This is a genomic window from Microbacterium sp. BF1 (assembly GCF_019279095.1).
Classification (GTDB): domain Bacteria; phylum Actinomycetota; class Actinomycetes; order Actinomycetales; family Microbacteriaceae; genus Microbacterium; species Microbacterium maritypicum.
The window spans coordinates 1-579 of sequence record NZ_JAGYWT010000850.1 but is presented as its reverse complement, the minus strand read 5'-3'; the positions used below and the strand labels follow the sequence as shown (position 1 = coordinate 579).

Annotated in this window: 1 protein-coding gene; it reads right to left on the bottom strand. The window is 70.3% G+C overall.

What is annotated here, in order from left to right:
- Nucleotides 1-390 (bottom strand): alpha/beta hydrolase (locus tag KZA10_RS17160; protein ID WP_218683505.1); only part of this gene is annotated, 390 nt, incomplete at its 3' end.
- Nucleotides 391-579 lie beyond the last annotated feature (189 nt).

The following is a 579-nucleotide window of genomic DNA, read 5'->3' as shown; positions in this document are numbered from 1 at the left end:
CTCGACACCCGGCTGCAGCACCAGCGCCCGCGCGATCATCGACCCCAGGCTGTGGCCGAACACCACGTACGGCAGGTCGGGGAACAGCTCCTTGGCCTTCCGGTACAGCGTCACCTCGTCCTGCACGATGACCGTCGCCGACTCGTCACCGGCGTCACCCCACGTCCCCGACTGCATCGCCGTCCGACCGTGACCCGCGTGATCGTCCGCGACCACGACGAACCCCGCATCCACCAGCGCGGCCGTCATGTGCAGGTACCGGCGGGAGTGCTCGCCGAGACCGTGGATGAGCTGGACCACCGCCACCGGCGTGACCGCCGGTTCGTACACCCAGGCCTGGATGGTGTCGGTGCCGTTGTGCGACGTGAACTCGAGTTCGCGCAGAGCCATGCTGACCTCCTCGTCATGCCCCTCGGGCGGGGAGCTCGACGGTATGACCCTACCGTACCTGCCGACAACGGGATGTCCGGCCCCCGACCTCCGTCGCCCACTCGCGGAACTCCCTGTCGCGGGCGCTGAGAGCGGCAGGTACGCGCCCAGCCCGTCCCGAGAGCCGCGTGACCGGGTCCGGACCCGGCG